Source organism: Enterobacter vonholyi (assembly GCF_008364555.1).
Taxonomy (GTDB): Bacteria; Pseudomonadota; Gammaproteobacteria; order Enterobacterales; family Enterobacteriaceae; genus Enterobacter; species Enterobacter vonholyi.
Window position 1 is genome coordinate 1 of sequence record NZ_VTUC01000033.1, and the last position, 579, is coordinate 579.

At 62.7% G+C, this 579-nt stretch carries 1 protein-coding gene; it reads left to right on the top strand.

Annotated features, from left to right (window positions below):
• A partial coding sequence (locus tag F0319_RS18835) for a type VI secretion system Vgr family protein (RefSeq protein WP_149367548.1) occupies positions 1-579 on the top strand: 579 nt, incomplete at both ends.

Consider the following 579-nt stretch of genomic DNA (forward strand, 5'->3'; position numbering starts at 1 on the left):
CCTGCTGACGTCCCGCTATGTTAACGGCAAGATTACCCGGGTGGCGGTCAGCGCCGTTGAGCTGACGGGCACCCGCTATGCGGTGTACCAGCTGACGGTGGAGCCGGACCTGTGGCCGATGAAGCGCGACCGTAACCTGCGTATCTTCCAGGGCCAGACGGTGCCGCAGATTGTGAAAACCCTGCTGGGTGAGCATCAGGTCAACGTTGAGGATAAACTCACCGGCAGCTACCGGGTGTGGGACTACTGCGTGCAGTATCAGGAGTCGAGCCTGGACTTCATCAGCCGCCTGATGGAGCTGGAGGGGATTGCCTATCACTTCCGCCATGAGGCGGACAAGCACACCCTGGTGCTGACCGATGCCGCCACGCAGCATCAGCCGTTCAGCGGCTATGAGGTGATTCCTTACCACCAGACGCCGTCAGGCGGCAGCACGGATGAAGAGGGCATCAGCCAGTGGGCGCTGGAGGACAGCGTGACGCCGGGGATTTACAGCCTCGACGACTATGACTTCCGCAAGCCGAACGCGTGGCTGTTCCAGGCCCAGCAGAACCCGGCGTCGCCGACGCCGGGCAGCAT